General features: G+C 57.1%; 23 protein-coding genes, 1 tRNA gene and 6 pseudogenes. 20 read left to right on the top strand and 10 right to left on the bottom strand.

What is annotated here, in order from left to right; translation table 11 throughout:
* The first annotated feature begins 84 nt into the window (after positions 1 to 84).
* The 5 genes from pheS to ACA048_RS10530 all read left to right on the top strand — a co-directional run bounded on the left by pheS (position 85) and on the right by ACA048_RS10530 (position 4,318).
* Entirely contained in the window at positions 85 to 1,101 is a 1,017-nt protein-coding gene (gene pheS / locus ACA048_RS10510; RefSeq protein ID WP_497629047.1) for a phenylalanine--tRNA ligase subunit alpha, read from the top strand.
* 26 nt (positions 1,102 to 1,127) lie between these two features.
* Positions 1,128 to 3,509 carry a phenylalanine--tRNA ligase subunit beta gene (pheT, locus tag ACA048_RS10515; RefSeq protein WP_497629048.1) on the top strand — a complete coding sequence of 794 codons (2,382 nt, stop codon included), beginning with the start codon at positions 1,128 to 1,130 and terminating at the stop codon, positions 3,507 to 3,509.
* Between the two features lie 3 nt (positions 3,510 to 3,512).
* Positions 3,513 to 3,815, top strand: coding sequence for an integration host factor subunit alpha (gene ihfA, locus ACA048_RS10520; RefSeq protein WP_002553164.1), 303 nt, complete (start codon positions 3,513 to 3,515; stop codon positions 3,813 to 3,815).
* Positions 3,796 to 4,152, top strand: a complete 357-nt coding sequence (locus ACA048_RS10525) for a MerR family transcriptional regulator (protein ID WP_003179985.1) — start codon at positions 3,796 to 3,798, stop codon at positions 4,150 to 4,152. Before ihfA ends, ACA048_RS10525 begins: the two co-directional genes overlap by 20 nt.
* An 89-nt stretch (positions 4,153 to 4,241) precedes the next feature.
* Positions 4,242 to 4,318 (top strand) — tRNA-Pro (locus ACA048_RS10530).
* A gap of 80 nt (positions 4,319 to 4,398) precedes the next feature.
* Here the strand turns inward: ACA048_RS10530 and ACA048_RS10535 are convergent.
* The 6 genes from ACA048_RS10535 to ACA048_RS10560 form a co-directional block, all read right to left on the bottom strand.
* Positions 4,399 to 5,562: a tyrosine-type recombinase/integrase gene (locus ACA048_RS10535; RefSeq protein WP_497629839.1), complete on the bottom strand. Its 1,164-nt coding sequence runs from the start codon at positions 5,560 to 5,562 to the stop codon at positions 4,399 to 4,401.
* Positions 5,448 to 5,852: a hypothetical protein gene (locus ACA048_RS10540; protein WP_497629049.1), complete on the bottom strand. Its 405-nt coding sequence runs from the start codon at positions 5,850 to 5,852 to the stop codon at positions 5,448 to 5,450. The genes ACA048_RS10535 and ACA048_RS10540 overlap by 115 nt, the downstream gene beginning before the upstream one ends.
* Positions 5,853 to 5,892: 40 nt before the next feature.
* A complete protein-coding gene (locus ACA048_RS10545) occupies positions 5,893 to 6,276 on the bottom strand; it encodes a hypothetical protein (protein ID WP_497629050.1) in 384 nt (127 codons plus the stop codon).
* A 206-nt stretch (positions 6,277 to 6,482) separates the two neighbouring features.
* A complete protein-coding gene (locus ACA048_RS10550) occupies positions 6,483 to 6,671 on the bottom strand; it encodes a hypothetical protein (RefSeq protein WP_497629051.1) in 189 nt (62 codons plus the stop codon).
* Positions 6,672 to 6,725: 54 nt separating this feature from the next.
* Positions 6,726 to 7,202 (bottom strand): hypothetical protein, encoded by a 477-nt coding sequence (locus tag ACA048_RS10555; RefSeq protein ID WP_497629052.1) that lies wholly within the window; start codon positions 7,200 to 7,202, stop codon positions 6,726 to 6,728.
* A complete protein-coding gene (locus tag ACA048_RS10560; protein WP_497629840.1) occupies positions 7,199 to 7,504 on the bottom strand; it encodes a DUF4406 domain-containing protein in 306 nt (101 codons plus the stop codon). Before ACA048_RS10560 ends, ACA048_RS10555 begins: the two co-directional genes overlap by 4 nt.
* Positions 7,505 to 7,893: 389 nt before the next feature.
* On the opposite strand from ACA048_RS10560, the gene ACA048_RS10565 reads away from it, so the two are divergent.
* Entirely contained in the window at positions 7,894 to 8,133 is a 240-nt protein-coding gene (locus tag ACA048_RS10565) for a hypothetical protein (RefSeq protein ID WP_497629053.1), read from the top strand.
* Here the strand turns inward: ACA048_RS10565 and ACA048_RS10570 are convergent.
* Positions 8,130 to 8,639 (bottom strand): annotated as a pseudogene (locus ACA048_RS10570) (DNA cytosine methyltransferase); the annotation flags it as partial. The gene ACA048_RS10565 and the pseudogene ACA048_RS10570 overlap by 4 nt on opposite strands.
* A 10-nt stretch (positions 8,640 to 8,649) precedes the next feature.
* Here ACA048_RS10570 and ACA048_RS10575 point away from each other — a divergent pair.
* The 7 genes from ACA048_RS10575 (at position 8,650) to ACA048_RS10605 (ending at position 12,800) form a co-directional block, all read left to right on the top strand.
* Positions 8,650 to 8,904: a hypothetical protein gene (locus ACA048_RS10575; RefSeq protein ID WP_497629054.1), complete on the top strand. Its 255-nt coding sequence runs from the start codon at positions 8,650 to 8,652 to the stop codon at positions 8,902 to 8,904.
* A gap of 143 nt (positions 8,905 to 9,047) precedes the next feature.
* Positions 9,048 to 9,227: a YebO family protein gene (locus tag ACA048_RS10580; protein WP_497629055.1), complete on the top strand. Its 180-nt coding sequence runs from the start codon at positions 9,048 to 9,050 to the stop codon at positions 9,225 to 9,227.
* A complete protein-coding gene (locus tag ACA048_RS10585) occupies positions 9,218 to 9,592 on the top strand; it encodes an HNH endonuclease signature motif containing protein (RefSeq protein ID WP_497629056.1) in 375 nt (124 codons plus the stop codon). Before ACA048_RS10580 ends, ACA048_RS10585 begins: the two co-directional genes overlap by 10 nt.
* A 159-nt stretch (positions 9,593 to 9,751) precedes the next feature.
* Positions 9,752 to 10,237, top strand: coding sequence for a phage terminase small subunit P27 family (locus ACA048_RS10590; RefSeq protein ID WP_477809797.1), 486 nt, complete (start codon positions 9,752 to 9,754; stop codon positions 10,235 to 10,237).
* Entirely contained in the window at positions 10,237 to 11,964 is a 1,728-nt protein-coding gene (locus ACA048_RS10595; protein WP_497629057.1) for a terminase large subunit, read from the top strand. Before ACA048_RS10590 ends, ACA048_RS10595 begins: the two co-directional genes overlap by 1 nt.
* Before the next feature lie 7 nt (positions 11,965 to 11,971).
* Positions 11,972 to 12,136, top strand: a complete 165-nt coding sequence (locus ACA048_RS10600; RefSeq protein ID WP_497629058.1) for a hypothetical protein — start codon at positions 11,972 to 11,974, stop codon at positions 12,134 to 12,136.
* 190 nt (positions 12,137 to 12,326) lie between these two features.
* A complete protein-coding gene (locus ACA048_RS10605) occupies positions 12,327 to 12,800 on the top strand; it encodes a phage portal protein (protein ID WP_497629841.1) in 474 nt (157 codons plus the stop codon).
* Here ACA048_RS10605 and ACA048_RS10610 read toward each other — a convergent pair.
* Positions 12,734 to 13,693 (bottom strand): annotated as a pseudogene (locus tag ACA048_RS10610) (phage integrase Arm DNA-binding domain-containing protein); the annotation flags it as partial. The gene ACA048_RS10605 and the pseudogene ACA048_RS10610 sit on opposite strands and share 67 nt — an antisense overlap.
* Before the next feature lie 5 nt (positions 13,694 to 13,698).
* Here ACA048_RS10610 and ACA048_RS10615 point away from each other — a divergent pair.
* Positions 13,699 to 14,244 (top strand): hypothetical protein, encoded by a 546-nt coding sequence (locus ACA048_RS10615; protein WP_497629059.1) that lies wholly within the window; start codon positions 13,699 to 13,701, stop codon positions 14,242 to 14,244.
* A gap of 136 nt (positions 14,245 to 14,380) precedes the next feature.
* Here the strand turns inward: ACA048_RS10615 and ACA048_RS10620 are convergent.
* A pseudogene (locus ACA048_RS10620) lies at positions 14,381 to 14,612 on the bottom strand (tyrosine-type recombinase/integrase); the annotation flags it as partial.
* Between ACA048_RS10620 and ACA048_RS10625 the strand changes: the two are divergent.
* From ACA048_RS10625 to ACA048_RS10635, 3 genes and pseudogenes are all read left to right on the top strand, one after another.
* Positions 14,611 to 14,955: pseudogene (locus tag ACA048_RS10625) on the top strand (phage late control D family protein); the annotation flags it as partial. The pseudogenes ACA048_RS10620 and ACA048_RS10625 overlap by 2 nt on opposite strands.
* 203 nt (positions 14,956 to 15,158) lie before the next feature.
* Positions 15,159 to 15,950: pseudogene (locus ACA048_RS10630) on the top strand (DNA adenine methylase).
* Between the two features lie 486 nt (positions 15,951 to 16,436).
* Positions 16,437 to 17,135, top strand: coding sequence for a response regulator (locus tag ACA048_RS10635; RefSeq protein ID WP_497629060.1), 699 nt, complete (start codon positions 16,437 to 16,439; stop codon positions 17,133 to 17,135).
* Here ACA048_RS10635 and ACA048_RS10640 read toward each other — a convergent pair whose 3' ends face one another.
* Positions 17,136 to 18,626, bottom strand: coding sequence for a sensor histidine kinase (locus ACA048_RS10640; protein WP_497629061.1), 1,491 nt, complete (start codon positions 18,624 to 18,626; stop codon positions 17,136 to 17,138).
* A 73-nt stretch (positions 18,627 to 18,699) separates the two neighbouring features.
* Between ACA048_RS10640 and ACA048_RS10645 the strand changes: the two genes are divergently transcribed.
* The 3 genes and pseudogenes from ACA048_RS10645 to ACA048_RS10655 all read left to right on the top strand — a co-directional run bounded on the left by ACA048_RS10645 (position 18,700) and on the right by ACA048_RS10655 (position 26,991).
* The gene (locus ACA048_RS10645; protein ID WP_497629062.1) at positions 18,700 to 24,645 is read left to right on the top strand and encodes a peroxidase family protein; all 5,946 of its coding nucleotides are present in this window, start codon (positions 18,700 to 18,702) and stop codon (positions 24,643 to 24,645) included.
* 456 nt (positions 24,646 to 25,101) lie between these two features.
* Positions 25,102 to 25,269: pseudogene (locus ACA048_RS10650) on the top strand (cell wall hydrolase); the annotation flags it as partial.
* A gap of 258 nt (positions 25,270 to 25,527) precedes the next feature.
* Positions 25,528 to 26,991 (top strand): hypothetical protein, encoded by a 1,464-nt coding sequence (locus tag ACA048_RS10655; protein ID WP_497629063.1) that lies wholly within the window; start codon positions 25,528 to 25,530, stop codon positions 26,989 to 26,991.
* Positions 26,992 to 26,997: the final 6 nt, after the last annotated feature.

The following is a 26,997-nucleotide window of genomic DNA, read 5'->3' on the forward strand; positions in this document are numbered from 1 at the left end:
ACCTCTGTGGGGTCAGGTGTTAAACGTCATAAATAGGGGAAGAGCCTTCAAGCTCTTCCCCTATTTTGTATCTGGAGTCTGTACATGGAAAACCTGGATGCGCTCGTCTCTCAAGCACTAGAGGCTGTGCAAAGCGCTGAAGATATCAATGCCCTGGAGCAAATCCGGGTTCACTACCTTGGCAAAAAGGGTGAATTGACTCAGGTGATGAAGACCCTGGGGAATTTGCCGGCAGAAGAGCGTCCGCAATTCGGCGCCCTGATCAACGTTGCCAAGGAGCGTGTCACAGAGGTTCTCAACGCTCGCAAGGCACTGTTTGAAGAGGCCGACCTGGCCGCCAAACTGTCTGCCGAGTCCATTGACGTGACCCTGCCTGGCCGCGGCCAGACCTCCGGTGGTCTGCATCCGGTTACCCGGACTCTGGAACGTATCGAACAGTTCTTCACCCACATCGGCTACGGCATTGCCGAAGGCCCTGAGGTCGAAGACGACTATCACAACTTTGAAGCGCTCAACATCCCAGGCCACCACCCGGCCCGGTCGATGCATGACACCTTCTATTTCAATGCCAACATGTTGCTGCGCACCCATACCTCGCCGGTACAGGTCCGCACCATGGAATCGAAACAGCCGCCGATCCGCATCGTCTGCCCAGGCCGTGTGTACCGTAGCGACTCCGATATCACTCACTCGCCGATGTTCCATCAGGTTGAAGGCCTGCTGGTCGATCGCGATATCAACTTCGCCGACCTGAAAGGGACCATCGAAGAGTTCCTGCGTGTGTTCTTTGAAAAAGAACTGGCCGTGCGTTTCCGTCCTTCGTACTTCCCGTTCACCGAGCCGTCCGCTGAAGTCGATATGGAATGCGTGATGTGCAGCGGTCAAGGCTGCCGCGTCTGCAAACAGACTGGCTGGCTGGAAGTGATGGGCTGCGGCATGGTTCACCCGAACGTGTTGCGCATGTCCGGGATCGACCCGGAAGAGTTTTCGGGCTTTGCCTTCGGCATGGGCGTTGAACGTCTGGCCATGCTGCGTTACGGCGTGAACGACTTGCGTCTGTTCTTCGACAACGACTTGCGGTTCCTCGCGCAATTTCGCTAGTCGTAACGAATTCTTAGGAGAGCAGGATGAAATTCAGTGAACAATGGCTGCGTGGCTGGGTAAGCCCGCAGGTAAGTCGCGACGAGCTGGTTGCTCGTCTGTCGATGGCCGGTCTTGAGGTCGATAGCGTTACGCCGGCCGCCGGTGTTTTCAGTGGTGTGGTCGTGGGCGAGGTGCTGAGCACCGAGCAGCACCCGGACGCTGACAAGCTGCGTGTTTGCCAGGTCAGCAATGGCTCGGAAACCTTCCAGGTAGTCTGTGGCGCGCCAAACGTGCGCCCGGGGCTGAAGATCCCGTTCGCCATGATCGGTGCCGAACTGCCGGGCGATTTCAAAATCAAGAAAGCCAAGCTGCGTGGCGTTGAGTCCAACGGCATGCTGTGCTCGCAAGCCGAACTGCAAGTGGGTGAAGGCAACGATGGCCTGATGGAATTGCCGGCCGATGCGCCGGTCGGTCAGGACATTCGTGAGTACCTGAACCTGGACGACGCCAGCATCGAGGTCGACCTGACCCCGAACCGCGGTGACTGCCTCTCCCTGGCTGGCCTGGCTCGTGAAGTCGGCGCGCTGTACGCTGCCAGCGTCACCCGCCCGGTCGTTGCGACCGTTCCAGCCATGCACGATGAAGTGCGTTCGGTTGAAGTGCTGGCGCCGGCCGCTTGTCCGCGTTACCTGGGCCGAGTGATCCGTAACGTCGACCTGTCCAAGCCTACGCCGCTGTGGATGGTTGAACGCCTGCGTCGTTCCGAGGTGCGCAGCATCGATGCAGCTGTCGACATCACCAACTACGTGATGCTGGAGCTGGGTCAGCCGTTGCACGCGTTCGATCTCGCCGAAATCAATGGCGGCATCCGCGTGCGCATGGCCGAAGAAGGCGAGAAGCTGGTTCTGCTCGACGGTCAGGAAGTCAGCCTGCGTAGCGATACGCTGGTGATTGCCGACCACACCCGCGCTTTGGCGATCGCCGGCGTCATGGGTGGCGAGCACAGTGGCGTCAACACGGCGACCACTCGCGATATTTTCCTTGAAAGCGCGTTCTTCGATCAGATCGCAGTCGCTGGCAAGGCTCGTTCCTATGGCCTGCACACCGATGCCTCGCACCGCTATGAGCGCGGCGTGGACTGGCAGCTGGCCCGTGAAGCCATGGAGCGCGCCACTGGCCTGCTGCTGGACATCACTGGCGGCGAAGCCGGCCCGATCATCGAAACCGTCAGCGTGCAACACCTGCCGAAAATCGCGCCGGTCACTCTGCGTGCGCAACGCATAACCCAGATGCTGGGCATGGAAATGGATTCGGTCGAAGTCGAACGTCTGCTCAATGCTTTGGGCCTGACCGTTTCCGCCGATGGGGCAGGGCAGTGGTGCGTTGAAGTGCCAAGCCATCGCTTCGACATCAGCCTGGAAGTCGATTTGATTGAAGAGCTGGCCCGTCTGTACGGCTACAACCGTCTGCCGGTTCGTTATCCGCAAGCTCGTCTGGCGCCGCAAGCCAAGGCAGAAGCGCGTAGCGATCTACCAGAGCTGCGTCGTCTGCTAGTCGCCCGTGGTTATCAAGAAGCGATCACCTACAGCTTCATCGATCCGAAACAATTCGAACTGTTTAATCCGGGTGTGGAACCGCTGCTGCTGGCCAACCCGATTTCCAACGACATGGCTGCCATGCGTTCTTCCTTGTGGCCAGGTCTGGTCAAGGCACTCCAGCACAACCTGAACCGTCAACAGGATCGTGTCCGCCTGTTCGAAAGCGGACTGCGCTTTGTCGGTCAACTTGAAGGCCTGAAGCAAGAGCCAATGCTGGCCGGTGTGGTGTGCGGCAGTCGTCTGCCGGAAGGCTGGGCGCAGGGTCGCGATGCCGTGGATTTCTTCGACGTCAAGGCTGACGTGGAAGCGGTGCTAGGCTTCGCCGGTGCGCTGGACTCGTTCACTTTCGTGCCGGGCAAACACCCAGCGCTGCACCCGGGTCAAACCGCGCGCATCGAACGTGAAGGCCGTCTGGTCGGTTTTGTCGGCGCTATCCACCCCGAATTGTCGAAAACCCTCGGTCTCGACCGTCCGGTCTTCGTTTTCGAGCTGGTTCTGGCTGAAGTGGCATTGGGTAACATGCCAAAATTCCAGGAGTTATCGCGCTTTCCTGAAGTGCGTCGTGACCTTGCGTTGCTGGCAGACAAAGACGTCGCAGCCAGTGCCGTACTGGGCGTAATCCGTGAAAATGCAGGCGAATGGCTGACAGACCTCAGGCTATTTGACGTGTATCAGGGTAAAGGCATTGATCCTGATAGAAAAAGCCTTGCCGTCGGCTTGACCTGGCAGCATCCATCGCGCACTCTTAATGACGATGAGGTGAATACCACGACGCAAAACATCCTCACCTCGCTCGAACAAAGGTTGAACGCCACGTTAAGGAAGTGACGTATGGGGGCTCTGACGAAAGCTGAGATGGCGGAACGTCTGTATGAAGAGCTGGGCCTGAATAAACGGGAGGCCAAGGAATTGGTCGAACTGTTTTTTGAAGAAATCAGGCACGCTCTTGAAGACAACGAACAAGTCAAATTGTCCGGTTTCGGCAATTTCGACCTTCGGGACAAACGCCAGCGGCCTGGCCGCAATCCGAAAACGGGGGAAGAAATCCCGATCACGGCTCGCCGTGTGGTCACCTTTCGTCCAGGGCAGAAGTTGAAGGCCCGAGTTGAGGCTTATGCTGGAACCAAGTCATAACGACGAGCTACCCGTCATCCCAGGCAAACGCTACTTCACCATTGGTGAAGTCAGCGAGCTGTGTGCGGTAAAACCGCACGTGCTGCGCTATTGGGAGCAGGAGTTTCCTCAACTCAACCCCGTCAAACGCCGCGGAAACCGCCGGTATTATCAGCGACAGGACGTGCTGATGATCCGGCAGATTCGCGCGCTTCTTTACGATCAAGGGTTTACCATCGGCGGCGCGCGCTTGCGCTTGTCCGGCGATGAAGCCAAAGACGACACCACCCAATACAAACAGATGATTCGGCAGATGATTGCTGAGCTGGAAGATGTGTTGGTGGTTCTCAAGAAATAATTTCCTGCATTTGAATACTTCCAGTTTTCAAATGCTTGCGATATATTCTTGAGCGTTCCTCGAGAAGAGGAACGAGTTACACGCCTAGTCGGGGCGTAGCGCAGTCCGGTAGCGCACTAGCATGGGGTGCTAGGGGTCGAGTGTTCGAATCACTCCGTCCCGACCATATAATTCAATGACTTAGGCCAATGTTCACAGCATTGGCCTTTTTCATGTGCGTGACTTTTGCGTGACTCCTCTATTTTTTCACGCCTGTTTCCTCTTCAGAATTGTCAGGACAGGTCCACGCGAATCGGTTGCTGATACCATGTTCGCAGCTTCAATCAGATGTCCGAGCTCAGCGCCCGAGTAGTGACTGGTGATGCTGCCGTTCTTGTGGCCCAGAAGTGCCTTGCGGTCTTCCTCGGTAACGCCTGCTGCGCGTAGCCGACGGCCAAACGTGTGTTTAAGGTCATGAATCCTGATGGATGCATAACCTGGGTGAGCGGGGCGAAGGTTTTTCTCCTGCCAGAGTTTCGCCGCTCTCACCCGCGCCTTCTTCCATGCCGTGTCGTTCATCCGATGTATCGCGATTCCGTTGTAAGGGAAAACCCAGTCCTTACTCAGCCCGCGCTGCCGATCGATGATCGACTTGGCCACGCTGTTGAGCACGACCAGTCGCTCATCGCCGTTCTTCACGCCAGACCGCGCGTGTCTGCCGCCGAAATCAGCCGGGATCAGAAAAACGCTGGTCCCGAGTTCCGGCACCGAAATCTCCCAATCCCATCTCAATTTGCAGACTTCCTGCTCCCGCGTGCCGGTGTTCACCTTGAACAGCGCCATCGTTTGCAGGTGAGCCGGCAATTCCGCAAATAGAATCGACTGCTCCTGCCATGACATCGGGTACGGCTTGCGGCTCGACTTCTTCTCTTCCAGCTTCGTGAGCATCGGCACGCTATCCAGCCAGGGCCTGCGCTCATCGTCTCGCCACTTCCTGGCACACAACGATAAAACCCGAACGACACGTTCAATCGAGATATTCACCGTTCTGTTGCTGACACCTTTTTTTACCTTGCCGTCCTCAAGCGTCTTGGTCGCCAACCTGTCTTTGATGAACGGCGCCAAGGCCTGATCATCAATATGGGTCAGCGCCATGTCGCCGATAAACGGGTCAAGCTGTGAAAGGTGGTGCGCCGACAGCTTGAATGAGGGTTGATCCTTGATCTCAAGGAGGAACTTCATCGCAGCATCCCGCCACGTCCTCACTTCCCTCACGCCGTACACTTTCTGCTGTCGGATCTGTTCAAGCCTGAAGATCAGGTAGCGCTCTGCTTCTTGCCGGTCAGTTGCCCCAGTAGATTCGTAAAGTCTTTCGCCGTTGATCTTTTTGTCGATATGCCAGATACCTTTCCTTTGGGAGAGGCCTGTGATCGTTTTTCGCGCCATTGTGTATCTCCTTTCTGGCGCTCGCTGCGGGGCAATTGTTGCTCCGGGGCGCGGTTTTTATCAATTGCTTTGGCTGCCACGTAGGAGGAAGCCCACTCGTCCAGCTCCTGACGGTCGAAGCCGACGCCGCGTTCGCCGATAGGGAACTCGTTCACGTACGGGCGGACGATCTCGTTAAATAGAGGGAGAGACATGCTCAGGTACGTAGGCGCCTCGCCTGCCCGAATGAACCTGGGGGCAAGGGGCAGGCTTCTGGCTGATGCTTTGTTGCCCATAGGCGTATTGCTCCATGCCGCGCGTGGCGGCAGAAGGTGGTTACTGGGTTTTCGCGGGGAACCACTCGGTGTCGTACTCGAACTGGGTAACCCGCTCGATCTCGATGCTCGGCAGCGATCGGCGGAATGTTTCCGTCCCGTACGGCTTCTTCACGTAATCCGCCGCCTCTTCCATGAATGACTCTTTGAAGATGCGCTGCAGGTGATCCGCGGCTTTCTCGTATTCGTCCTCCCGGTAATTGGCAAGGCATAAGCCGCCGCAGCAAACTCGCCAGATAACCCGTTTTGGCTGCGCCTCGGCCGCCTTGATCTTTTCGCTCATCAGCTCGACCGCTCGACGCATCTGGTCAAGGCTGAGCTGAGCGATCCATTCCGGCGTGCTGACATTGGGCACATGTCCGTGGTCGCACTTGATTTCAGGCATGAGGCTTCCTCCCCGCCGTTCACCGGCAGGCTGGTATGTTGGTTTTGGAAATCAGATGAAGGGTTAAAGCAGGCTCAGCAGTTGGGCTAAGGTTTAATGGTTCATCTCGTCAGTAGGGCTACTCCCCCGCGCTCTCCAAGGTGACTGGCGAGGTGAACGTCGCTTCCTCTTGTAGCAGTACACGTAGGCGAACCAGGCGAGGGCGATCATGGCGTCACCTTGATGTCGACTTCGTCATGAATCCACTCGATATCAAGCAGGTCGTCATCATCGATCTGCGCCCCGCGCAAATCATCACTGGCCACCAACTCGGCAACCTCGTCGTCATCCATGTCCTCAATAACCTTTCGAAAATTCACGACCGCCTTGCCGGTCAGTACGACTGTTCTTTTCATTGGGCAATACCTGTCCTTTGCCGCTATAGCGGCTGACTTTGAAGGGGGAGGGAGTTACTGCTGGAGTTTGCGAACGGCGGCGTTGTATTCGAGTGGATCGCTGTTTGGGTAACGCTCGATGATCTCAAGCAGGCGCTCGCGCTCAGGATCAACGGGGCGAACTACCGATCCCGGCGCGGGCTGCTCGCTTGGGTGAGGGGTGTAACGCAGTGCTGCTTTGTATGCCGCACCCAGCGCATCATCCAGATCACCGCCGCCCTGCTTGCAAGTGTTGAAGGCTAGGATTTGCTTGGCGCGCACGTCGTAACTGCGCTCCACCGGCATCAAGGCAACCTGCTCATCCTTTGAATGGGTTAGCTCATCAATCCGCTGATCCGCTACGTTCAGGCGCAGCTGGAGGGCGTCACGCTCAGCGGTGACCCGATCAAACTCAGCGGCCATCACGACATCAGGCCCGTGCGGGTCATAGCCAATAGTCGCGCCGGCCGCTGAAAGCATCGTAACGACTTGGTATCGGTGAACTTCGCTCATCCTGCAATCTCCATCGATACCAGGTCATGGGCATTCACAACCGTCATGCCGAGGCGTTCAGCGATCAGCACTTCGAGGCGGGCGCCCTTTGAATGCTCCCAGCCCGGGAGCGTGGCCACCGTGTCGCAGTCCATCAGGGCGGCGATGTCGCGGCGCATGCAATCGTTCCAGGAACCGCCGTCAGGGTTGAGCTCGGCGGGGTTGGTAACGGCGTGGCCAGCGTCGCGCAGGTTGGCGGTCATTGCGGCGAAGGCGGGGAAGTTGAGGGCGGGCAGGCCGGTCATTGGTCCGCTGAGGTAGATGCGCTTGTGGGATCCGACCTCATGCCAAGTTTCGACCTCGAACTCACCAGGCCGAAGTCCAAGCTGCTTGCCGTCGGGCATCACAGCCGCGACGGCGCCATAGCTATTTGTCCATGCTGGAAAGGCTTTTCTGCATGGTGCTATCGGCACGTCACCCTTGAGATAGGCGAAACCAATTCCCGGCATCGGATCGGCGGTGACAGTCTTCGACATCCTGACCGTGCGCGGGACGCGATCCCCGTACGGGTAATCCTTGGCTCGCTTATGCAGCGCCGGACAATCGACATGGTTTTCTGTGGGCATGGGGCGTCCTATGCCGGGTCATGCCCGGGCGGTGGAGGTTTGTGGGATCAGCTACAGTTGAGCGATTAGCCAAAAAGGGGAAGTTCATGACTTGCTTGATTTGCGATGAGCCGGCGGCCGAAATTGATGCTGGCGATGATTACCAAGAAAGAGCCTGCCCGAAGTGCGGGCACTATCGAGTGACCGGAACGGCGCTGGTGCTGGTGCATGCGCACGATTGGCGCTTCGACGTAGAGCTGACTCGCAAGTGGATCGAGCAACACCAAGGCTCTGGAACGATACCAACCATTGACTCGACCCAAGCGGCTCGTCTGATTGATGTTTAAGCGGCAGCGGACTGTCGTTCTACCACTCTCCACGGGTCATTGGCGCGGGCCAGTGCTGCCATCGGCGGCGGGCTGACGCTGTTGCCGCACATATGCACTTGCTGGGTTTTGGTGAACGGCTTGCCGTCGGCGCCGTGACTGATGATGTAGTCGGCGGGAAAGCCCTGAGCCTTGTACAACTCGGCCGGTTGCAGCATCCGCAGGCAGATGTCGACGATCACGTACGGCGTACCCTTGATAGTCACGGTTACCAGGCCCAGCCTGTCCTTGGTGGTGATGGTCGGCGCGGGCTCATCGGCGCCACTCACGTTCTCGGTGCCGTAGTAGCTGATCAGGAATGCCGCTACTCGCAGCGCGCCGGCTTCAACCTCAGGCGAAAGTTGGAACTCGACCAGCGAACTTTTTCCACCGCCGCCCGCCGTGATAGTCGGCGCTGGCTCATCAACCGCCTGGCCTACGCTGGCGCCGAACTGACGCTCCATGAATGCGGTGACCAGTCCGTGGTGAGTGAGGACTATGGTTCTTCGCGACATTCACCGCGCGACCCAGGCCCATTTCCAGCCCGGTACCGGTGCCGCCACCCCCACAGAAGAAGTCGACAACGATCTCATCGTCCTGAGTGCTGAAGCCGAGTCCGTATTGAGTTTTGAAATCGAAGGGGTGTTTCTTCTGTTGGGCGGACATAGGGGATCCTCGCCGGCTGGCGTGATTCGTTTAAGTGGGCTATTGGTTATTACCCGGCATGAGGCCGGATCAAGGACAACAAAATGAGTCGGCTATGGCGTGCTTGGCCTCCTGGTGATGATTGCCCGCGTCGTACTGCAGCCGAATCTGACCAAGTAGGTGAACGGTGATGGCGTGCACTGGATGCGCCGCCCGGCGCGAGTGGATTATGAAGTGGAGTGCAGTTGCATATGAGCGGGCAAGCGATCTCCTATCTCGCCGAGATACTGAGCGAGCAGAAGAAGCAGACAGCGATCCTCGAAAGGATTGCAGAGCAACAGAGCCTGTTGATCCAAGCGATGGCCGAGGACGAGCCTGAAGACTCTGATGCCCAGCCTCTCACCTACATGGATGGCACGCCATGCCGCTGAGGCCGCAGAAGCCGTGCAACGCCCAAGGTTGCAACACGCTCACGCGCAACCCTCGCTACTGTGATGAGCATGCTCACCTGCTGAAGAGCACGGCCCGGGCCAAGCCTAGGGAGAGCAGCACCAAGCGACACTACAACTACAAGTGGCAGCAGGCACGAGCCGGCTTCCTCGCGAAGCATCCGTTCTGTCTTCGTTGCTCGTCGCGTGGGTTGGTGGTTGTGGCCACCGATGTCGACCACATCATCCCTCACAAGAACGACATGGCCCTGTTCTGGGACAAGACCAACTGGCAAAGCCTTTGCGGGCCGTGCCACTCGGTCAAGACGGCCGGCGAAGACGGCGGATTCGGCAATGCGAGGCGCTGAAAGCAGAAAAACCCCGGAAAAACAGTGAAATTCGACCAAATGAGAGCGATTCGCGCTCATGGGGAGGGGGAGGGTCGAAAGTCTGGGCCTTTTTGCTTCTAGACCGCGCCCTCAATCGTTTTCTTACACCCGCGAAATTAAAAAATCAGGAGTTGCGCGATGGGAGGCACCGCCACGGTCGCCGGCCGTGGTCGCAAACCCAAGCCGACGGCTCAGAAAAAACTTGCTGGGAACCCCGGAAAGCGGGCGCTCAACAATGATGAGCCTCAGTTCACCACTGTCACAAATATTGATCCGCCGGAGTGGTTGAGCGAGCGCGCAGCCACCATGTGGAAGATGCTTATCCCTGAATTACTCCGGGAAAAAGTTGTTGCGCTGACTGATCTGCACAACGTCGAAGCGTTCTGCACCGCCTATGACAAGTGGCGGATGTCCGAAGAAGCGGTCCAGAAGTTCGGCATCGTTGTCGAGTCGTCCCAGGGCAGCCCGATGAAGAACCCCGCACTCACCGCGGCGAATGAGTCCATGCGCCAGTTGGTCACCTTCGGCTCACTGCTGGGTCTCGATCCGGCCAGTCGGACGCGAATCATTGGCGGTAACAAGCAATCATCCACTAACGAATTCGCCAAACTACTGAGTTCCTGATGACCAAAGCCCTGCACGCCAATGTCGATAAGGCGATGGCGTGGGGTCGTTCCGTGCTGCGCGGTAAGGTGCCGGCGTGCCGGTACATCCATCAGGCAGTGCAACGCCACTTTGACGACCTGGCTGCCAGTAGAAAGCGCGGCTTTCGATTCAAGTTCGACCCGGTCAAAGCCGAGAAAAAGCTAAAGCTGATCCAGTTGCTGCCGCACACAAAAGGTGAGTGGGCCTTCAAACGTCAGCTCATCACCCTGGAACCGTGGCAGTTGTTCGGCCTCGCTGTCACCTTTGGTTGGGTCAAGAAGAAGGGCGGGCACCGGCGGTTCCGCGAAAGCTACTGGGAAGTGCCTCGCAAGAACGGTAAATCCGTTGTCGCGGGTGGCGTGGGCATCGGCATGTTCGTGGCCGATGGCGAGTTCGGCGCCGAGGTGTACGCCGGTGCGACCACAGAGAAGCAGGCGTGGGAGGTTTTTCGGCCCGCGAAACTGATGGTGAGCAAGTCCCCAATGCTGATTCAAGCGGCGGGCATCGAGGTCAACGCCTCGAACATGAACATCCCGTCCGACTTCAGTCGCTTCGAACCGCTGATTGGCAACCCGGGCGACGGCGCTTCGCCCAGCTGCGCGATCGTCGACGAATATCACGAACACCCGACGTCGGCTCAGTACGACACCATGCTCACCGGCATGGGTGCTCGTCGGCAGCCGTTGATGTTCATCATTACCACCGCCGGTGCCGATATCGAAGGGCCTTGCTACGACAAACGTCGGCAGGTCGTGGAGATGCTGGCGGGCACCGTGCCCGACGAAGAGTTGTTTGGCTGGATATGGACCCTCGATGAGGGTGATGAGTGGACCGATCCGAAGATGCTGGCCAAGGCCAACCCGAACCACGGGGTTTCGGTGTTCCAAGAGTACCTGGAGAGCCAGCAAGCCAGGGCAATTCGCTCGGCCCGCTTCGCGAACACGTTCAAAACGAAGCATCTCAATCTCTGGGTGAGCGCGAAGTCTGGCTTCTTCAACATGGAGGACTGGAAATCCTGCGAAGACACCACGCTCACGCTAGAGCAGTTCGAGGGGCAAGAGTGGATTGCTGGCTTCGACTTAGCGCGCAAGCTGGACATGAACTCGCGGGCGCGGCTGTTCTGGCGGGTCATTGATGGCAAGACCCACTATTACAGTGTGGCCCCGAAGTTCTGGGTGCCCTATGACACCGCTTACGACAGCGACAACAAGCGCATGTCTGAACGGTTCCAGGCCTGGATCAATTCCAAGCATCTGGAGATAACCGATGGCGCCGAGATCGACTACCGCGAAATCTTCGAAGACACAAAGGAAGCCAATCACCAGGCGCCGGTCCGCGAGTGCCCGATTGACCCACACGGCGCAACGGGCCTCAGCCACGATCTTGATGACGAAGGCTTCAGCCCGATCACGATCACGCAGAACTACACCAACATGTCCGATCCCATGAAGGAACTCGAGGCGGCCATCACCGCCGGCAGGTTTCATCACGATGGGCATCCGATCATGACCTGGTGTATCGCCAACGTGATCGGCAAAAACATGCCAGGCAACGACGATGTCGTGCGGCCCATTAAGCAGGGTGACGACAATAAGATCGACGGCGCGGTGGCGCTGATCATGGCCATCGGCAGGGCGCTAATTCTGGCCAACGACAACAGCGGCAACATCAGCGACTTCTTTTCAAAACCAATCATTGTTGGATAACTCACCCATGGATACAGGCCTGATCCTCTTCATCGTGGCGGCCGTGGCGGCTCTGTGCCTGTTTGTCGCCGGCGTATTTCTCCTGGCCGGTCTCGGTTGGGCGTTTATTGCCGCCGCTGCATCGTTTTTGGCCGCCTCTGGATTCATTCGCAAGGGGCTGACCGGTGAATAAACCTCTCAAGTCAGTATTGCGGCAGGCGCTGTTTAAATCGGCAGAGCCCGGGCTGGTCAAATCTTCGTTGGCAGGTTGGGTTGGCCGGCGTATCGGTCTCGGTGATGCTGCCTTTTGGAATGGCTACTACGGCACCGATTCCGCGTCGGGCAAAACCGTGAGCCAGCAGACAGCGCTTCAGCTGTCGACGGTGTGGGCCTGCGTTCGACTCATTGCCGAAACGTTGGCCACTCTCCCGATCGCGCTTTACGAAGACAAAAACGGTGTGCCAGAGGTGGCCACTTCTCACCCTGTACACCGGGTAATCAGCCAGCAGCCGAACGCCGACCAAACCCCTGTTGAGTTCTGGGAATGCGTGGTGGCCAGCCTTCTGCTCAGCGGCAATAGTTTCAATGAGCCCCATTTGGTTGGTCGCGATCTATCTTCGCTGGAGTTCATTCTTCCGCAGTCGGTTTCACCGCCCCGGCGCACTAGCAGCGGCGCTATCGAATACCGGTTCATCGACAGCGAGGGCAAGCCTCACACGCTGCTTGATGAGCAAATGATGCACACGCGGGGGTTCGGTACGGATCCCATGTTCGGGTTGAGCCCGGTTGCTAGGTGCAGCCACAGCGCCCGCACTTCATGGAAGCCCGGCATCTCTTCTTCCTTCCATCCCTTGTAGCATTCCGCCGCCTCTCGGGCGTCCTTGAACGCTCGAGTCAAATACCTCTCTTCAACCTTCGTCCAGTGGTCCTTGGTCTGTGCCTGTTTCTGTTTCTGTTTCAGGCGATCAGGCTTGCGGTGCACCAGGTACGGCGCGACAACATCGTCGCGGCACTGGCTGATGACTGCCTGCAACACTGGTGTCACTCGAAAGCGAATCCATGCTGCGTCACTGGCCTTTGCCGTTTTCTTCTGCACCACGTACAGGTGGCCCTCCCGCACTCCGTCAAACCGCATGTCCAGACTGTCGGTGCGCCGCTGGGCGGTGATCAGCGCCAAGTCGATTGCGTTCTGCAGCCAGGCAGGCGATTTCTCCCGGATGGCTTTCAGTCCCTCGACGGTATGGCGCTTGCGCAGTTTCTTCTCTATGCGATTGATCGTGCTCGCTGCCGGGTTGTCCGGGCGCAAGCCCTTGGCCGCGGCGTGGTTGAAGATGTCGGTCAGCAGTGCGCGGCACTGGTTGGCCGTGCGCGGCGTGAGTGCGTCCAGCATTTCCGCGATCATGCGAATGGATATCTGGTCGACGGCCTTGCCCTCGAACTGCTTACGGAAGCGTCGGAAGTGCACCGCGTACAAGCCGAGCGTGCCTTTGGCCAGTTCGCGCGGCGGCAGGACGTCTCGTTCGTAGGTGTCGAGGAAGGTGGCGAACGATTCAGATGATGCGGACATCACGGCGCCTACCAGGTCAGCGCCGCGCATAAACTCCAGGTGCAACTGTTTCGCGGCATCGATCGCTTTGATGCGGTCGGTGCCGAACTGGAACCATTTCCCGTCAGTCGGCCGCCGGTAGCGATAGGTTGAGCGCCGCGCATCGAAGTACAGGTTCTGCGGAAGGCTTTTGTTCGCAGTGTCGTGGCTTGGATTTGTTGCCCACGGACATCATTCAGGCTGAGGTGATCGGCAAGCTGTCAGAGAGTAAGCACGAGGCTTTCAATGACCGTTGGGAGGATCTGGAGGTCTCCACCGGACGTGATGGCTTCAACGAGCTTTTCGGTCATATCCGCATGATTTACGGCCGCTTCAAGGCACGGCGAATGCTGCTAGAAGAGTTCCGCGACCATGTTCTGAGCAAAGTGGAGTCATCTGAGGCGCTTATCGAGCGAGTGGTCGCCCCCTATGCCGAGGCGTATCTGATAGCGAAGAGCGCGCCATGTGTCTTCCTCGGCTGCCAACAAGATCAACGAGCTATTCACTTGGCTAAACCGGATCGACAATTCCGACTGGGTGCCGATGGTGATTGCGTTCTTGGCACGTCATGGTGGCGACGCAAATACGGTGCTGGACTTCGTCATCCGATTGGAGCGCTTGGCGGCTTACCTGCATGTCACCGCCAAGAATGTGAATCAACGGATCGAGCGTTATGCATTGGTATTGGAGGATCTCCTCAACAGTACGCTGGATGACCGTATTGAACTAGCTCCGTCGGAGTGCGCTGATATGCTCAGGGCGCTGGATGGTAACGTCTACGAAATCACAGCTCGCCGGCGCAACTACGTGATTCTACGTCTGGACTCTTTTATATCTGCGATGTCGGCCAACACCGGTCAACCCGTGAATCAGGGATAAACCGTTCTGATCTAGATGGATGTGCCACTGTTCCAGTGCATCGAGCTTGCGACTCATGACGTCCGACTGGATGTACACCTTCACGTTGTGGCCCATGGCGTGGTTGATCAGTAGCTCGCCGATCAGGTGGTCAATGCCAATATCTGCCCCAACTGGTGCGGGCCAATTTGCATAGATCGTGGCTGGTCCACTCGCCCTGCCCCAATCCCATCGTGCCCGAGGGCATGCCACCGGTGCACACCGATCGGCATATCTCCCCGGCCCGCACGGCGGCCGACGAGGCTGCGAAGGCGCGCCTGGCCGCGTTCAACCGATCCCCCGCCTCGGTGCGCCTCGACCTGCCGGGCCGGACCGACCTGTTTGCCGAATGCATGATCAAGGCGCAAGGCTTCAAGCGCGGGCTCGATGGCGACTACTTGGGGGAGTCGGTCGATCACACCTTCACCCCGTCCGGATGGACGGTGTCGGTAGAGTGCAATGGTGGGGAGGAGGGCAAGGCCAAGGCCTCCGGCAAGCCGCAGAAAGTCGTTCTTGAAGTGGCGGATTGATTGCCTGGAGCGCGGGAGTTGTGCCCGGGCAAAGAAGTTTGAGTCTCAAAGTAAAAGGAACGGCCAGTCTGGATGCGTCAACATCCAGCCTGGACACCGTCCCCGCAGATTGTCCCTGCAAGTCCCGCCAAGGCTCCTGCTCTGTGCACAAAGCGGAGCGAGCCTGGAACCTGTTTATTTATACAGTAAAGGTCTTGCTATCCATGTCTACCTCAATCATTCCTTGGATGGGCGGCAAACCGTCTGGCCGACCGCCTTATCCCGCTTTTTCCACCGCATGAATGCTACGTTGAAGTCTTTGCCGGAGGCGCCGCGCTGTACTTTATGCGGCCCCAGGCCGCGCCTGTTGAAGTGCTCAACGACATCAACGGTGACCTGGTGACGTTGTACCGCGTGGTTCAGAACCACCTTGAAGAGTTCGTGCGCCAATTCAAATGGGCGCTCAGCTCGCGCCAGGTGTTCGAGTGGCAGAAGCTGACCCGTCCAGAAACCCTCACCGACATTCAGCGTGCCGCCCGATTTTTCTACCTGCAGCACCATGCCTTCGCCGGTAAAGTCTCCGGGCAGACCTTCGGTACCGCGACCACCAACCCGTCGATCAGCCTGCTGCGCATCGAAGAAAACCCTTCAGCTGCCTGGCAACGCCTGTCCGGCACCTACGTCAAGAACCTACCTTGGCTGGAGTGCGCCGAGCGCTACGACCGGCCGCCTACCTTCACTACATGGACCCGCCGTACTGGCAGACCGCCGGGTATGGGGTGGACTTTCCGTTTGAGAACTACGAACGCATGGCCGACTTCATGCGCCGCTGCAAGGGCAGGGTGATGGTCAGCATCAACGACCACCCGGACATCCGCCGGGTGTTTGAAGGCTTTCACTTTGAAACGCTGGATATTCGCTAAACCACGACCAACCAACGGCAGGGCAAAGCCGAGATCAGTGGCGAACTGGTGATCATGAACTGGGAGCCGGCAGCACTTGGAGGACTATTTTGACGTTAAACTTCTCAACCCAAGGGACGGTGTCTAAATCGATGAGTCCGCACAATCCATTATCGTTAACGATTGCAAAAAGAAATCTGGCATTCTCCAAAGTTTTAGCTTTTAGAACTGTATGCATTAGTGATTTCTTTCCAAAGCTGTAGCTATATCGTAGACATGCAACTTTTGATTTGTGGAGTGCCTATCGGAATCCTGAGCGTAGGAGAGCGACTGTTGGTCGGATAAAGGTGGAACCGGGTTTTATGAGGCTGTCTGTTTTTTTGACGTTTTTAGAGGCCTTTAAAAACAATGGGTTGTGGTGTAAATGTTTATATTTTTGTAACAGTGATTGTTTGTTGACGATCGACTTTTATCAGACCTAAGTCTGATTTTCGAACGCCCGGAGCCTGGGACACACGACGGGTGACCGGTGTCATCCCAGGTTTCCTGCTATTAATGAATGATCGTTCGTTCGAGTGCTAATCCTTTCGGGAGCGCGTCATGAATCCGTTCATTCGTATCTGCATTGTCGACGACCATCCGTTGTTGCGTGAGGGCGTTGCCAACATATTGAGAAGACGGGCGGATCTTCAGGTCATGGAGCAGGGCGCCAGTGCGCAAGATGCCAGGAATATCGCCCAGAGGGTGCGTCCGGATGTGATGCTGATGGACGTCAATATGCCGGGCGATGTTTTCGCCGCGGTGCGGTTCATTTCCACTGAGCTGTCGGATGTGAAGGTGCTGATGCTGACGGTTTCAGAATCCGAAAATGACGCCTTTTTGGCGCTGGAGGCCGGCGCGCTCGGGTATGTGTTGAAAGGTGTCAGCGGACCGGAACTGGTCTTGGCGATCAGGTTGGTTGCCAAGGGGCAGACGTATATCACCCCCGATTTTGTCAACAAACTGCTGAGTAACTTCAAGAAACACGAAGCGGAGATTCACACGTTTGATCTGACCCTGCGCGAGGAGCAGGTTATTTATGAAGTTTCAAAGGGACTGACCAATAGGGAGGTTGCGTCAAAGCTGTTGATCAGCGAAAAAACCGTCAAGCACTACATGACCTGTGTGATGCAGAAACTGCACGCCCGAAATCGTGTCGAAGCGGTCACGGCCCTACGGCATTACAGGGAGCGCGAAGCTCTCGGGCGATTTCACATCGGCGCAGGGAAAACACCAATGGATGCCCGGAGCCGCTTCTGACTAAAGTTTGAACTGTGCATTGACCGACGTTCCTGAGGTAGAAGAGTCGATACTGAACAACCCGCCCAGAGATTCAACGCGATAACGCAAACCGGCGAGCCCCAATCGGGTTCTGCCGGATGTATCGAGTTGCATGGCGTCCGCCGCCATACCCGGACCCCTATCCCTGACGCTGATATTTAATACCTGATCAATGTATTGCGCCTGGATGACCTGCCCCTCGCCGTTGGCATGACGGTAAGCGTTGTTGAGGGTTTCTTGCACAAAACGGTACAAACAGAGTTTGAGCGGCAGCGGCGCGGCCTCTGGTAGTGGCCCCAGGGCTAAGGTGACCCTGGTGCCGGTGCGTTGCTCGTGCCGTTGCGCCACCAGTTGCAACTCTTCCACCAGGCTCAAGTCGTTAATTTCCGGAAGGGCCAGACCTCGTGATAAATCGCGGACCTCCCGCAATGCGTCGGTGGCGGCACCACGAATGGTTTCCAGCGCCTCCTGATCGACAGCCGAGCAATTTTCGGCCAACTCGTCGAGCCAGATCAGAATCAAGGTCAATAACTGCGCCGGCCCATCGTGCAGGTCTGCACCAATGCGCCGCAAGTTGAGTTCATTGACCCGGGAAAATTCCTGGGTCGCCGTCGCCATCTTGCGCTGGAGTTCGGCATTGCTGATGTGTAAACGGGTTTGCTCCAGCAGCCTTAAGTGCAGTGCCACTTGTTGGCGCTGGATAATGTTGTCACCGCGTCGCACGATGAAGAAAAGCAGCGTCAGCATTGCCAACGTCGCGGCGCCCACGACCCCCCATACCTGCTGTCGGACGCGATTGATCTCGCGCTCCAGACTATCGGCCTTTTCATAAAATTCGCCCACCGCGATGACTTTCCTGGAGCTGAAATCCCGCAGGGGCGCGTAGATCTCATAGAGCGGAACGTTTAGATTGCGCTCGAACTCGTTCTCATCCTGGTCCAGCTCTTCAAGGTCGGTGACCACTTTGCCCTTAAGCGCCTCGGTGATCTCGTCTATTGGGAATTTGTGGTTGGTGATGGCTTTATTCGTGCTGTAGACCACCGTGCCATCCGCTCGCCAGATCTTGATCGAGACAATGTGCTGATTTAGCGCACGACTTTCCATGAGGCGGTCCAGGGACTGGACACTTGCAGTCGAGAGGCTGTTGTCCCGGCTCATCTCCTGCACATAGGGCTCCAGAAACGCTTCCATGTAGTGGGCGCCTGCTTCTGCCGCGCTTTGTACTGCGGCACTTTCTATTCGTTCGCTCACCAGCTTGCCGACGGAGAACATGGTCAGTCCCAGGATCACCGCAGCGGCAATGACAAACTGGGTCGAGTGACTCAGCTTGCGCGCCCGGACCCTGATCAGGGTGCGCCAGATTCCATTGCGAATCTTCTCGCAAACAGGAGGGGCTGGTTCGACCAAAGTCTCAGCCTCATCCGCGATAGAAGTCTCGTTTTTTGATTCGACTTTTGCATCTTTTGCCATTGGCTTAGTTCCCTGATCATCGTGATAAGTCGTTTGGAAAACCCAGCAACTCAACGGATATCTGGAGACTGACATGTATGAGCTAAAGCGCTTCACCCTTAATCAAAACGATATTTCGTTTCTTGACCAGCAGGTTACGTTTCCGACCATTCATGTCGTGGGTTATAACGCCGCCGGTGATCCTCTTTACGGCTACAGCGGTTCGGACGGCAATGTCCATGTGCTCGGTATTCTCGGCAGCTTCAACCCCCTAGATATTCCGGTCGGCGAAACCCGCTGGTACAACGGCGCACGGGACCCGATCGGCTTGCGCGACGTCTCCGGCCACTTCAATAACTTGACCCAGGACGGACAGAGCTGGGGCAGTTTTGGTCAGAACTTCATTCGCCTGACCCACTCGGACTACACGCATTACGTTCATCAGAATCTGGATAACGCTGCATTGGCCGGACCGGGCGTTCCCGCCGGTGTCACGCCCATGACTGACAATAGTTCACTGTATAGCGATCCAACAGCTTCGCTAGTGGACTACACCCCCCGGATGATCAGCCAGACCATCGTCAGTGGCGGGGTAACTTTTGCTACCGATGCCAACGGGCACATCCAGCATACCGTCACGGGAGTAGCGATCGTTACTGATCCGGGGATTCTTGGCACCATTGGCGAGGTGGATACCACCTCACCGGATTCCGGCCAGTACTACATTCGCAACCAGAACACCGTCAGCGGTGACCCGTCGACAACCGGCTGGTTCACCTTGTTCGGGCAGTTCTTCGACCATGGGCTGGACTTCATCAACAAACCCAATCAGAACGCGACGATCACTATTCCTCTGGCGCCGGATGATCCGCTGTACGGCTCCATCGGCCCGGACGGGCAGCCGGTTTACTCGATCAAAGTGCATCGGGCTTCGGTCAGCGAAGTGGACGGTCAAGGCCAGGCGCAATACGTCAACCTTGACTCGCCCTATATCGATCAGAATCAGACTTACGGCTCCAATGAGGCTGTGACTCAATTGCTCCGTCAGTGGGTGGCGGACCCCAATCACCCCGGCCAGTTCATCGCGGGAGCGGCGCTGTTTGACGGCACAACCTTAAGCGACGAAGCCGCCTGGACCCTCAACGGTGTGCTGACCCACCAGACGTTGCCGACCCTGAGCGAATTGCGCGCTCATGTGCTGGCCACCGGTCGCGACGATCTGACCTGGGACGATATCGCGAACTTCCGCGTACGGGATGCCAGCGGCCATGTACTGGATGCCGACCCTGGCACCGCCGGCATACAAGCGGTGTACACCCGCGAAGCGATCCTGCTGGATATGAACCCGCACTTTGATGATGTGCATATTGATCAAGCGAAGCTGATGTCGTTGGATGCGCACATCACCAGCATCACGTTCGACACGAACAACCCTTATGGAATGGTCATCAACTATGACAATTCGGGGCCGAAAAACCTGTTCAGCTTCGTCAACTTTTCCGACTTCTCCATCAGCGCGGCTCCCGGCAGTGGCGATTTTGCGGTGGCCAACGAGTTGCTGCTGCAATCGGTGGGCGATCACTACATTGCCGGTGATGGTCGGGTGAACGAAAACTTCGGCCTCACCGCCATTCACCACGTCTTCCATGAAGACCACAACGTGCAGCTGATCAACCTGCAGAACGAGGTGCTGGGGCAGACAGACGTCAATGTGCGGCACAACTGGCAGGTTCAGGTGAGCAACGGCAGCGGCGGTTTTTACACTGATGCCAACGGCAATTTCACACTGGCCGATGGCGTCACCGTGTCCTGGGATCAGGACAAACTGTTCTACGCCGCCAAGTTGACTGTGGAAATGGAATACCAGCACGTTGCGATCGACCAGTACGCGCGTTTGATTACCCCGGATTTGCCAGAGTTTGTGACCTATGACTCGGGCATTAACGCCAATATTTCGCTGGAGTATGGCCAGGCCGCGTTTCGTTTCGGCCACTCGCAACTGCGCGAAACCATCGATGCTCTGGAAAAAAATGCCAGTGGTGGCTACGACCTGACCGGTGCAATCACTCACTACGCGCTGGAGCAGGCTTTTCTCAACCCCGGCGGTTTTGCCGAGGTGGGGCCGACAGCCATTGCCCTGGGCATGACCCGGCAGATCAGCAACGAAATCGACGAATTCGTGACCCCGGCCCTGCAACAAGGCTTGCTCGGTCAACCGCTGGACCTGGCGACCATCAACCTGGCTCGTGGTCGCGACTTGGGCCTGCCTACCCTGAACCAGGCGCGTCAGCAGATTCACGATGCGCTCATCGAGGAGAGGGCGTCACCGGCGGGCGCGCAGCATCACACGAACCTGATCGTGGATGGCTTGACGCCCTATATCAGTTGGAGTGACTTCGCCAACAACATGATTCACCCCGAGTCACTGGTGAACTTCATCGCTGCCTATTCATTTGATGGTGACGTGGCCCATGCCCAAGCCATCATCGATGCCGACACCTCAGGTGTTACCACCAACTATGCCGGTGGCAGCGTCACGGCTGAAGAGGCGGCCTATTTCCTTTCCGGTGCGGCAGATGCCAGCGGCAATCATGTGGCCGGTTACGACGGCTACAACGCGATTGATCTGTGGATCGGTGGCCTCGCGGAAAAACACGTCTACACCGGGCAACTGGGCACCACCTTCAACGCTATCTTCGAGGATCAGATGGAACGGTTGATGGATGGCGACCGTTTCTATTACCTGTTCCGCCTCGACCTCGGCTTGCCGGCGATGACCAACCTCAACGAACAGGTAGTGACCGAGCAATTCAAGGACATCATTGAACGTACCACCGATGCCCGGCACCTGGCCGGTGATGTATTCGGTTACGCCGACAGCTACATCGAACTGAGCAACACCGACTCCGGCGCCAGTGCGACGGCGTACAAGAGCGAGCACAAATACGGCACGCTGATTACGGCGAACCATGTCGGCGTTTACTCAACCGGTGGCGCGGGCGGGATTGGCGGTAACGGCTTGCTGGTCAGCCTGACCAATCCGGAAACGCATACCGCTCAAACCTATATCCGTGACTACCGTCCGGACCAGGGCGAGAACCCTGATGGCACTGCGGCAGTGGGCTACAACTCGCACGAAGTATTGTCTGGCACCGACTACAACGACTGGCTCGACGCTGGCGATGGCGACGATACGATCTATGGCGAAGGTGGCGATGACATCCTCGATGGCAAGGCCGGTGCCGACCATATCTATGGCGGTGACGGCAACGATGTGATCTACGGCGGTGATATCGAAGACTTCCTCGATGGCGGGGAAGGGGACGACACCATCTATGCCGGGACCAGCGCAGGTGCCCTCGATGTGGTGATTGGCGGTAACGGTAACGATCACCTCTACGGTGAAGCCGGGATCGACGAGTTGTTCGGTGGCGCTGGCAATGACTACATCGATGCCGGCGGCGACACTGATCTTGTGCATGGCGGTGACGGTAACGACGAGATCTACGGTGGCGACGGCCCGGACACTCTGTTCGGTGAGGACGGCGATGACATCATTTCCGGCGGTTCCACTGGTGACCAGGAGTTCGGAGGTGTCGGTGACGACATTCTGTTGCCTGGCCTGGGTGGCGCTCCGGGTCAAGGTGACGGTGATGAAGCCCTCGGTGACGTGGGGTTCGACATCGCGGCCTTCAGCGATGTGAACATTGCCCTGGATGCGGCGGCAGACCTTAACAATCAGAATATCGTGGCGGCGCCGGGCACCGCTGTGCTGTTCCAGCCGTTCAACGCCTTGCTGGCAGACATTGAGGGTTTGATCGGTTCACGCTTCAGCGATAGCCGTGCAAACACGACGACTGCGGCCAACCCTCTGGCGGGTCTGATCGGTAATGCCACAGAAAACTGGTTGATAGGCGGCAGTGGCGATGATGTTTCCCAAGGTAATGGCGCAAATGACGTAATAGTAGGCGATTCGATCAAACTCGCCGATCTGAATCACTTGCTCGCCAGTCAGGGGTTCGCTCAGCACTTTACTGGCCTGCAAGCGACCCGTCCGGACTTCATTTTGGGTGACAACCACGCAGCCCCAGGCACGGCCGACGGCGCAGCCGATGAAGCGCTGTACAGTGGCAATTTTGCCGACTACAGCATCACCAAGTTCACCGACACCCGGCCGGGTGGCGAGTTGATCACGGCGTTCAAAGTGGTGGATTTGCGGGGCGGCGCGGCGAATGTCGATGGCACCGATATCGTGACTGGCATGGAAAAACTGCGTTTCGCCGATCGCACAGTCAACCTGAACATCACCAACAATCTGCCAACCGGCAATGCGGTGCTGTCGGGGTTTGCCACTGCGCCGACCACACCTGGCCGTCCGGTGCCGGCTCAATACCGGCTGACCGCCAATACCTCGACCATACAGGACGCCGACGGCTTGCCTGGGCCAAGCGGGTTCACCTTCCAATGGCAAGCACTGGTGGGCGCGGCCTGGATCAGTATCGCTGGGGCGAATGCTTCGACCTTTGCGCCCACCTCGGCGCAGTTCGGGCAGCAGCTGCGAGTCATCACCACTTACACCGACAACAACGGCACAGTGGAACAACTGACGTCCGACCCTTCGGAAGCGGTAGGGCGCTTCATCGAAGGCACCAACTTCTTCGGCAACACGCTCAATGGCACCAACTATCAGGACATCCTGATGGGCTACTCGGGCAATGACGTCCTCAACGGCGGACTGGGTTCCGACTTGCTGGACGGCGGCAGCGGTAACGACACGATGCGGGGTAACGCCGGCAACGACACTTACATGGTGGATGCCAATGGCGATGCGGTTCAGGAAAATCTGAACGAAGGTACCGACACGGTCATGTCCTCGGTCAGCTACACCCTGGGTGCCAACGTCGAGAACCTGACCTTGCTGGGGGCGAACAACAGTAACGGCACGGGTAACGGGCTGGAAAACGTTATTCATGGCAACAGCGGTAATAACCAACTTAGCGGCCTGGCCGGCAACGACACCGTCTTTGGTGAGGCAGGCAACGATACGATGAGAGCATCGCTGAACGACGGCAACGACCACTATGACGGCGGCACGGGCACCGACACCTATGACTTGTCGGCCACATCGGCGCCGGCCACGGTCGATTTGCTCGTCGGCACGTCAACCAGCACCCAGACTGGCAACGACTCCCTGACCGGTATAGAGAACGTCACCGGTAGTTCTGGCGACGATCACATCCAGGGCGACGGCGTCAGCAACCTGTTGCAAGGCCAGGGCGGCAACGACTGGATGGACGGTGGCAGCGGTGACGATATCCTGATCGGTGGGCAAGGCCTGGACAGCCTGTTTGGTGGTCTTGGCAACGATACCTTCCGGGCGTCGGCCAATGACGGCAATGACAGCTACGACGGTGGTGGCGACACCGATACCTACGACCTGTCGGGGACCTCGGCCAACGCCACGGTCAACCTGTCTACTGGCCTGGCGAGCAGTTCGCAAACCGGTAACGACACCTTGAGCGGCGTCGAGAATGTCCTCGGCAGCAACGGCACCAACAGCTTGACCGGCGATAACGCCAACAATGCCCTGACCGGGCAAGGCGGCATCGACACCCTCAGTGGTGGAGGCGGTGCTGACACGCTGACCGGCAATGGCAACCGCGACATTTTGACCGGTGGGGCGGGGGCGGACATCTTTATGTTCAGCGCAATGAACGACTCCGGCACTTCGACCGCAAGCCGTGATGTGATCACCGACTTTGCGCAGGGAGCTGACCACATCGATCTGTCGCTGATCGATGCCCGGACCTCCGGCGCGGGTTCCGCCGGTAATCAGGACTTTGCCTTCCTCGGCGAGTGGAATGGCGTCGGCACTGAGTTCAGTAACCAAGCGCAATTGAAGTACCACTTCGCCAACGTCGGCGGGGTTGATCACACGTATGTGGAGGGCAATGTCAACAGCGGTAATGGCGCCGATTTCCAAATTGATCTGGTCGGGCATGTCGCCCTGACAGCGAGCGATTTCGTCGGCGTGGTGTAAGGCTTTAAACCAAAAACGGCGCCCTCCTTTGAAGAGGTGCGTCGTTTTTACTATGGAGGTGCGAGCTAGACCACTGCGCCAAACAAATATCCCTCCAGGCGGTATCGGTGGGGCGACCAAAACAAAGAGTACTCCTGCGGAGTCCTGGCCGCGCAAATCCCTGACGGACATCCGCAAGGCCCGCAACCAGGCCCGCGCGCTCATCGATGAGCAGAAGTTGCTGACCTGGGCATTCGTGTTTTCCGTAACCGAGCTTTCTTTCCCGAGCCACTGGATATCTTGAGTACCCGACGGTTCGGGATGCAGCGATGCCTACATTTGAGGCATACATTGGATGAGCTGTTGAGTAAGCGACGGGCGTTGGTGCGAGATATGTTGAGTGGCGCATCGGAGATCCTGGCTTTGGATTTTGAGGCGTTGCTGGGCACGCGGTGAGGAGTTTTTTCAGGAAGCGTTTCACCGATTCCTTACCGTGAGTTTGCCCAAGCGCAGATCGCCGCTGACCAAGTGATCTCCGGCAAGGTGTCAGATCCAACCGGCGGCGCTACTCACTGCTATGCGACCACGATGCCAAAAGCTCCGTCGTGGGCTGCTAGCGCTCAGAAGGCACTGGTGCTTGGCTGACACCTATTTTTCACTAATGTGCAGTGAGCCCAATTTGGCTTAACCGAACTGTGGGATGAGGCTGATGTGCCGACGATGGCTTGGCGGCGCATAGCCGTAAACCCATGAGCAGGCAAACAACTCAAAATGACTGGTTTCGTGCTGATGGATGATGGCAATTTGCCTCTCGAATGCGGATGGCTGCTTTTCTTTTTTTAGGGTAGCCGTTATTCTGAGAAATATTTTGAAAACTGTTGCTGTTCAAGCCAGGAACTACGTATGTATCGCGGAATTATTAATCCCATCGGCTTTGCATTGGCGCCTTTGTTGGCTCTTTGTTCATGGATTTCTTTGAACCCATATTTTCTGTGGGGGGCGCAGAGACATATGGCTTTTGCAGGGATGGTTTCCGGTGTTTTGGCGGTTGCCGCATTTGCATTGGGAGATCGGCCGCGTCGTAAGGAAGTAGTTGGTTTTGCTCTTATTGCCTTGTTTGTTTTTTATATCAGCGCGCTTCCAAAAGTAGATGGGACTTTGACCCGTTGGTATTTTGTTTTGCCAACGATGCTAGCTCTCGCTATTTATAGTGACGAACGGCGTAGAAAAGTATTGGAAAGTTTTTCTTGGATTTTCGCGATCAGCTTGGTACCGGGCATTGTGATGTCGATTGGCAGTATTGCTGCCCTACCGATAAATTTCGAGCACCTGCCTCTGGCAAACCCTGTAATGGCGGCGGCCAACGGCTATTACCTGCAGGTTCCCGGAGCACTATTATTGGGCGGCAATAGCACTATCCTGCCATGGGGTGGCGTATTGTATCGACTTTGTGCTGTTTACGATGAGCCTGGTATGGTGGGAACCATCGCAGTTCTATTGCTAGCAGCCAATCGGTTTCGATTGAGCTCTCCTGTATTTTTCGTGATCTTCATAGGCGGCGTACTTTCCTGTTCGCTTGCATTTTGCTTAATGGCGGTCGCTGGTTTCACCTTCAGATCGGTAGTTGCGAGGTCCTTTAAATCCTTAGTGCCATCCGGGGTTGCGGGTCTTGTAGGATTGTTGGTTGTCGGTTTTATTACTCTCCCACCTCCCCGCGCCCCCGAAATCCTTGGGCCGGATGCTCAGATAGAAGCGTTCCCTGTCACAGGTCTGACGGATTCTGAAATTCAGGGAGAGGCGATTCCTGGCGTAACCCCAAACTCATCTAGAGCTCGCCCGGAAGCTTGGCTCGAAAATACCCCAAGATCTAATGAGGTACAGTTAAAAGCCGCTCCCGATAAGATTCACCAAACGGAGAAAGTTAGTGTCCCAGACATCCCGCCTCCAGTGCTAAGACAAACAGAGCATATCAATAACCGTTCATTGCCGGAAATGCAAAAACTGGTCGCAAGGTACTGGGGATCAGACGTGAGAACGATTTTGTTCGGCGTTAGTTCAGACGCAAGCGTCGTGTATGGTGGAGTATCACAAGTCGCGACTCGATTACTCACAGATTTCGGATTGATCGGTGCGCTGCTTTTCGCGAGCGGTTTAATAAGTTTGGCCTTCGCTATTATGAAAAATGCAGAGTCTAGGTTGTGGGTGTTGCTGTTCTTTGCCTTGTTTGCACTGAGCATCTATCAGCGTCCAGTAGTCTGGATGCCATACGCTTTTACGTTCTTTATATGCTGCTCTACGTTTGCGGGTCTAAAATCTTTACGGTCAGCAAAAGTCAGTCCATCCTTCACCGCGCAGCTTAAATATTAAATTGAG

Source organism: Pseudomonas sp. LBUM1659, from assembly GCF_059716045.1.

What these genes read in the sequence shown, in the direction of transcription:
- pheS (WP_497629047.1), top strand. Translation starts at nt 85, where the DNA reads ATGGAAAACCTGGATGCGCTCGTCTCTCAAGCACTAGAGGCTGTGCAA.
- pheT (WP_497629048.1), top strand. Translation starts at nt 1,128, where the DNA reads ATGAAATTCAGTGAACAATGGCTGCGTGGCTGGGTAAGCCCGCAGGTA.
- ihfA (WP_002553164.1), top strand. Translation starts at nt 3,513, where the DNA reads ATGGGGGCTCTGACGAAAGCTGAGATGGCGGAACGTCTGTATGAAGAG.
- ACA048_RS10525 (WP_003179985.1), top strand. Translation starts at nt 3,796, where the DNA reads ATGCTGGAACCAAGTCATAACGACGAGCTACCCGTCATCCCAGGCAAA.
- ACA048_RS10540 (WP_497629049.1), bottom strand. Translation starts at nt 5,852, where the DNA reads ATGGGCAACAAAGCATCAGCCAGAAGCCTGCCCCTTGCCCCCAGGTTC.
- ACA048_RS10545 (WP_497629050.1), bottom strand. Translation starts at nt 6,276, where the DNA reads ATGCCTGAAATCAAGTGCGACCACGGACATGTGCCCAATGTCAGCACG.
- ACA048_RS10550 (WP_497629051.1), bottom strand. Translation starts at nt 6,671, where the DNA reads ATGAAAAGAACAGTCGTACTGACCGGCAAGGCGGTCGTGAATTTTCGA.
- ACA048_RS10555 (WP_497629052.1), bottom strand. Translation starts at nt 7,202, where the DNA reads ATGAGCGAAGTTCACCGATACCAAGTCGTTACGATGCTTTCAGCGGCC.
- ACA048_RS10565 (WP_497629053.1), top strand. Translation starts at nt 7,894, where the DNA reads ATGACTTGCTTGATTTGCGATGAGCCGGCGGCCGAAATTGATGCTGGC.
- ACA048_RS10575 (WP_497629054.1), top strand. Translation starts at nt 8,650, where the DNA reads ATGGTTCTTCGCGACATTCACCGCGCGACCCAGGCCCATTTCCAGCCC.
- ACA048_RS10580 (WP_497629055.1), top strand. Translation starts at nt 9,048, where the DNA reads ATGAGCGGGCAAGCGATCTCCTATCTCGCCGAGATACTGAGCGAGCAG.
- ACA048_RS10585 (WP_497629056.1), top strand. Translation starts at nt 9,218, where the DNA reads ATGCCGCTGAGGCCGCAGAAGCCGTGCAACGCCCAAGGTTGCAACACG.
- ACA048_RS10590 (WP_477809797.1), top strand. Translation starts at nt 9,752, where the DNA reads ATGGGAGGCACCGCCACGGTCGCCGGCCGTGGTCGCAAACCCAAGCCG.
- ACA048_RS10595 (WP_497629057.1), top strand. Translation starts at nt 10,237, where the DNA reads ATGACCAAAGCCCTGCACGCCAATGTCGATAAGGCGATGGCGTGGGGT.
- ACA048_RS10600 (WP_497629058.1), top strand. Translation starts at nt 11,972, where the DNA reads ATGGATACAGGCCTGATCCTCTTCATCGTGGCGGCCGTGGCGGCTCTG.
- ACA048_RS10635 (WP_497629060.1), top strand. Translation starts at nt 16,437, where the DNA reads ATGAATCCGTTCATTCGTATCTGCATTGTCGACGACCATCCGTTGTTG.
- ACA048_RS10640 (WP_497629061.1), bottom strand. Translation starts at nt 18,626, where the DNA reads ATGGCAAAAGATGCAAAAGTCGAATCAAAAAACGAGACTTCTATCGCG.
- ACA048_RS10645 (WP_497629062.1), top strand. Translation starts at nt 18,700, where the DNA reads ATGTATGAGCTAAAGCGCTTCACCCTTAATCAAAACGATATTTCGTTT.
- ACA048_RS10655 (WP_497629063.1), top strand. Translation starts at nt 25,528, where the DNA reads ATGTATCGCGGAATTATTAATCCCATCGGCTTTGCATTGGCGCCTTTG.